Origin of the sequence: Nostoc flagelliforme FACHB-838 (assembly GCF_014698065.1) — a bacterium.
Classification (GTDB): Bacteria; Cyanobacteriota; Cyanobacteriia; order Cyanobacteriales; family Nostocaceae; genus Nostoc; species Nostoc flagelliforme_B.
This window is the reverse complement of the sequence record NZ_JACJSI010000388.1, coordinates 1-5369: the sequence shown is the minus strand read 5'-3', so window position 1 is coordinate 5369 and position 5369 is coordinate 1. Positions and strand designations below refer to the sequence as shown.

Annotated in this window: 6 protein-coding genes and 1 pseudogene; all 7 read left to right on the top strand. The window is 40.4% G+C overall.

Annotated elements, in window-relative coordinates; all coding sequences use genetic code 11:
* The first annotated feature begins 47 nt into the window (after positions 1-47).
* The 7 genes and pseudogenes from H6G97_RS56375 to H6G97_RS44460 all read left to right on the top strand — a co-directional run bounded on the left by H6G97_RS56375 (position 48) and on the right by H6G97_RS44460 (position 5079).
* A complete protein-coding gene (locus H6G97_RS56375; RefSeq protein ID WP_422394279.1) occupies positions 48-131 on the top strand; it encodes an AAA family ATPase in 84 nt (27 codons plus the stop codon).
* Positions 115-273 (top strand): annotated as a pseudogene (locus H6G97_RS44485) (ATP-binding domain-containing protein); the annotation flags it as partial. The gene H6G97_RS56375 and the pseudogene H6G97_RS44485, both read left to right, overlap by 17 nt.
* A gap of 163 nt (positions 274-436) precedes the next feature.
* On the top strand, positions 437-607 hold the full coding sequence (locus H6G97_RS44480; protein WP_190946861.1) for a sigma factor-like helix-turn-helix DNA-binding protein: 171 nt from the start codon (positions 437-439) through the stop codon (positions 605-607).
* Positions 608-614: 7 nt separating this feature from the next.
* A complete protein-coding gene (locus H6G97_RS44475; protein ID WP_190943031.1) occupies positions 615-863 on the top strand; it encodes a hypothetical protein in 249 nt (82 codons plus the stop codon).
* 171 nt (positions 864-1034) lie between these two features.
* Complete coding sequence (locus H6G97_RS44470; protein WP_190946860.1) at positions 1035-1295, top strand: hypothetical protein; 261 nt, start codon at positions 1035-1037, stop codon at positions 1293-1295.
* 198 nt (positions 1296-1493) lie between these two features.
* The gene (locus tag H6G97_RS44465) at positions 1494-2456 is read left to right on the top strand and encodes an endonuclease/exonuclease/phosphatase family protein (RefSeq protein ID WP_190946859.1); all 963 of its coding nucleotides are present in this window, start codon (positions 1494-1496) and stop codon (positions 2454-2456) included.
* A 997-nt stretch (positions 2457-3453) separates the two neighbouring features.
* Positions 3454-5079: a beta strand repeat-containing protein gene (locus tag H6G97_RS44460; protein WP_190946858.1), complete on the top strand. Its 1626-nt coding sequence runs from the start codon at positions 3454-3456 to the stop codon at positions 5077-5079.
* Positions 5080-5369 lie beyond the last annotated feature (290 nt).

Genomic DNA, 5369 nt, shown 5'->3' with positions numbered 1-5369 from the left:
CGCAACAGCAGCAGCAAGCTGTGGAGATAGCGGCTTATTCCCCATTGATGATTATCACTGGCGGTCCTGGCGTGGGGAAAACTTTCACTACCCATACAATAGTCAGCTTGTGGTATGATGCTATCGCGTAACCTATTTTATACAGGGCTTACCCGTGCAAGAAAGTTGGCGATCATCATCGGTGACAAAAAAGCAATATCTTTGGCTGTGCGGACTACAGATGACCAGCAGCGTTACACAAGATTATGGCAGAGGTTGTTGCAGCCGATTTGATTAACATAAACGTCGAATATCAGCTTGGTTAAACAAACAAAAAACTAAAATAATTTTGTATAACGACGAATTGAGTCTGTGCCAAGTTAATCTTTTTGGCTATCTAAGTAAGGAAAATTGAGTCAGAAATTGAATAACTAAATTCTTAGAATCATTGATAGCTATGCGTCAAATGTTGACTTTAAGCTTTGGGTTAGAGAACGATCAACATTTCAATCCCGCTCAGATTGGCCAACAGCTAAACCTCAGCCGAGAGCGAATTCGTCAGATGATGCACGGATCTTGTATAACTAAGACGAAAAACTATATTAAAGAAGTAAGTCCACAACAGTAATCAGTCAATGCCCAGCAAAACTATTGAAGTCCGAGAGTACACCGTCAGAGCGCATAAGCGGGAAATTCACACCCGCGTTTTCAACTTCGTATGTAAGCAATGCGAACAACCCACACAACGAGAAACCTTTGGTGTTCGACCTTTATATTGCGAGAAATGCCGTCCGCCACAAGCACCCAAGAAATCAGTAGTCCCTCTCAAGAAGAGAAAACCTAGAGCGATGACTTATAAGAGTGGTAAAGACATAGCCGGATGATTTGTTGTCTCAAGGTTTTGAGTGAGCGCACGAAAGTGAGTGAAGCAGTGCGCTTATTCGCCCAACTTAACTCAAACTGGTAAAAAGTAACAAGAATGTTTATTCGATAACTAAGTAAGACTAAAATGGGAAGCAGAGCGCCTCTGTTGTCCAAAAAGGCAAAGGTTTTTTATGAACCCATTACCCCCTGAAGTAAATACACCTGAATTAAAACCCGAAAAGGTTGGTAGCTTAATTAAGCGTTTTGGTATTGGTGCAATAACTGGAGTAGCGATCGCTGCATTGTATTGGAGTTATACAGGTTGGTTTGGATATGCAGAACCTATAACCACAGGTATCATAGGTAGTCTGATCCTAGCAATTTTCTGCGGATTACTAACACTCAAATGGGGATACAAAATATTAGGGGACTTATTGGGGCTGTTGCCATAATACAAATCTTTCGTATGTAACAGAACTAATTTTATAAGTATCTATGCAGATTACTGATTCAACAATTTCACGTAATGTGGAAGTCCCTCACAGCATCGGCTGTCATGGTTTGACTAAAAATTAGTATAATTTCAGTAATAAGCTTTGTAAGTACTGTATATATAGCTAAGTACCTTTGTGTATAGATATCAGTATTAGATGTTAAAGTCTTATAGCCAAATTTTATTGAACCTTCTACTAGGGATTACTGCCCTTCTTTCAATAGGTGTTGGTTTCCTTTGGTGGTATCCTTTCGAGTTATTAAGTCACGGCAGAGTTTATTACTTTTTAGGCTCTTTACTGATCACTATCGGAATTTTGTGTGCTTGGTTGGCTGGAATTCGCTGGCAGGGCACACTGTTTTTTGCTCTTGCTTTGCTAGCGTTTAATAGCGTTTGGATATTACCTTGGTATCTGCCTAATAGCCATCAAGGGCGAGGCGAATCTCTTAGAATTATAGAATTTAACATCAATATTCAAAATACTCAGTTGACCAGGGTCGCTAATCTTGTTGAACAGCAAAAGCCTGACATAGCTGTATTAATCGAGATCAGCCCGCCAGCTATGAAGGAACTAACCAAGCACCTGCAAGATACTTTACCCTTTACTTACCGGACTCCTGGTGGTGGGTTGGCTGTTTTTAGCCGCTTTGGGTTGGTAAATCCTCAAGGAAAGACACTAAGTGCAGGAACAATTTTAACCACATCTGTAAAAACTGGCACTAAAAATATCACTTTAGTAGCAGCCCACCCTTCAGTACCGATCAAACCTGATGTTTTTGCTAAACGTAACACCGCATTAGCTGAAGTAACTCAGTACTTACAAGCTCAAAAGGATAAAAGACTAATATTTGCAGGTGACTTAAACCTAACTCCTTGGTCGCCCTACTATAAAAGACTAGTTGAAAAAACGGGACTACACAATACAAAATTGGGCTTTGGAGTAGAACCTTCATGGATTGAACCGACAACTTATGTTCAGTTACCAGCCTTGATTATAGGCGTAATTAAGCTGCCCATAGATCATATTTTTGTTAGTAATGATATCAAAGTGGTAGATTGTAAAACTATCAAAGGTGGAAATTCCGACCATCGAATGCTATTAAGCGATTTAGTCATTTAAAAATGGTTATCATGCAGAAGAAACTCTTTCCAGAAGAAAATCCAAATTATCATTAGGATAATACTCTTTTATTTCTTCCTCTAAAAAATTTTTTAGGACTGATTGTTTTTGTCAACCCTCAAAGAAATGGGGTTATATGATGTCCGATGGGTTAGCAGTTGTTAAAAGTTGCTTAACTATAAGTAAAAATAATTTATCCCAGCCTACAGGTTAAGATAGTTGCGCAGAAAATGTATCTCAAGTTACAAAATATTGGCGTAGGCGTAGCCCGCCGCAGGCATCGCTCTGTTAGAAAAAACTTTGCGATTTACTGAATTTGAACGAAAATCGTCATTCTAGGCACTTGAAAATTTCGAGCACGGACAAAAAACTGTAACGAACACGATAACCCCATAGTGCGACCCGTCCTCCTTTTTAGCTTACAGAGAAAACATTGGCTGTAGTGCAGTTAGTCAACTTTTGTAAAGATTGCGTGTTGTCTGCGAAAAACTTATGGGATGGAACTGAAAACTCAACAGACACTGGATCTGTCAAATTATCAGGCAGGGTTTCTTATGAACTTTTGTAAACAATTGGCTGATTCTGCATAAAACTTATATGCCCAATGTAAGTTATGTAGGTACTTGCTTGACGATCATTAATTGAGGTTTACTTGATCTGGGAGCAACTACTGCTTTGTATAAGGGAGGCGCATTTGTAAAAACAATTTGGGTTAGCAATGAGTCACAAAATGTATTCTGACTGTGATTCATCATCTTTAAATATTCAAAGGAATTTAAAGTAAATCCTAAAAAGCTAAAGCCTCAAATTGCAATCTCACTATTTAAACGCTCTTATGCGAATCGGAGGTTTTTTGTAAACACTGCCTATGTTAGTTGCGATAAAAGCTTAAAATCTCATCGACTTCAGAGTGTTTTATTTAGTTGTAAGTGGCTTAAAAACTGCTTATGCAAATGAGAAAACCGACCTACTAACCGATATTAAAAAGATTTTGCTCATGCCTAGACTTACATTTCCACCTAATTTCACTGGGACTTCTGGTATTGATACTTTAGTTGGGGAAGAATTAGATCCATCTGCGGCAATTGGTATTGAGATTTTAAATGCAGGTGTCATTAGTACATTTTCAGAAAATGACAGTATTACTGGTACTGGTATTGGTAGTACTAAGGTTACAAAAGTTGGTACTGGTACTGGTATTAAGAATAGTGGTACTCTTAACACAGATGATGGGAATGACAGTATTATTGGCAAAGGTAGTGGCGCTTTTGGCGGCAAATTTATACCCCAGGCTAAAAATGCAACTGATATCAATGGTACTGGTATCAACAATAGTGGTAGACTCAATGCAGGGTATGGAAGTGACACTATCACTGGTATCGGTATTGGTGGCAATATTGCCAATAGAAATAGCGGAAGTGGAATTGGCATTAGCAACAGTGGTAGTCTCAATGCAGGGGATGGAAATGACATAATCACTGGCACTGGTACTGGTGGCGCCACTAAAGGGGGTGGGGGAGGCAGTGCTGGAAAAGACGGCAAAGGTGGAATTGGAACTGGCATCAGTAATAGTAGCAGTTTTGATACAGGAAACGGAAATGACATAATCACTGGTACTGGTACTGGTGCGATTGGTGCCACTGGCAACATTGGGGGAGCCAATGAAGGTAAAGGTGGCAACGGCGGTACAGGAATCGGCATCAGCAACAGTGGCAGTTTTGATTCAGGGAACGGAGATAATAAAATAACTGGGACTGGTACTGGTGGTACTGGTGGCGGAGGTGCCGTCCTTGGCAGTACTGGTGTATATTTCCCAGATGGTACTGGTAATTCTTTTTTCTACGCTAAAAGTGGCGACGGCGGTACAGGAATCGGCATCAGTAATAGTGGCAATTTTGATACAGGAAACGGAAATGACACAATAACTGGCACTGGTACTGGTGGTACTGCTGGCAGTGGCATCGATTCTATCGTCCTCATTGGTGATACTAGTAATTCCGCTTCCAGCACCAAAAGCGGCGATGACGGTACTAGTAGCAAAGGCAGAATTGGCAGTACTGGCATTGGCATCCAAAACATTTTAGACTCCACTATCGCAACAGGGTTAGGCAAGGACACGATTAAGGGTTTTGGGGATAGCTTAGGAGTAGAAGCTGATGTCTACGGCATCTTCAACGACGGAACTATCGATACTGGTAATGACCATGACATCCTCACTGGACAAGCAATAACCACACTTGGTGGTACTGCTTATGGCATTTATGGAAAAGGAACCATCAACACTGGTAATGGTAATGACAAAGTTACTGCTACTAGTAAAATCGATAAAGTTGAACAAAAAGTCAGTATCAGTGGCGGCATCCACTTCTCTCTGGGTGCAGGGGATGACTACTTTAAAGGATTCGGCGGAGCAATTGTTGATGGTGGAAAAGGTTTTGATACTCTTGACGTGAGCGCTTTTAAGCGTTCTGGTGTGACTGTATCTGGTGTTGCTCCTAGTAATCTCAATGAGGTTGCCAATATCACTTTCAAGGATAATGGAAATTCTATTACCCTCTTGACCACTGGGTTTGAGAAGTTTATTTTTGCAGACAGTTCTTTGGACTACAGGAATTTGGTCTGAAAGCCCTGCAACAATCATGGTTGCTGCTGGTCTAACATCTCCTAAATATCTACGAATTACTGGCCAGCCATCGGTGAAAGATTAAGATAAAGCGCTTTTTGTCAATCAGTTAAAATACTCAAAACATCCTTAATAAGAATGATAATCGTATGGAGGGAAGGGGGAGGAGGCGAGCGTCGCTCGCCTCCTCCCCCTGTTTTTGATTATCATTATCTTAAAAGTCTTTAATAGCTTAAACAGCAGATGAAAAAGTATTGTAACGACGTAAAAAGTCGGCAACATTGTTAGGT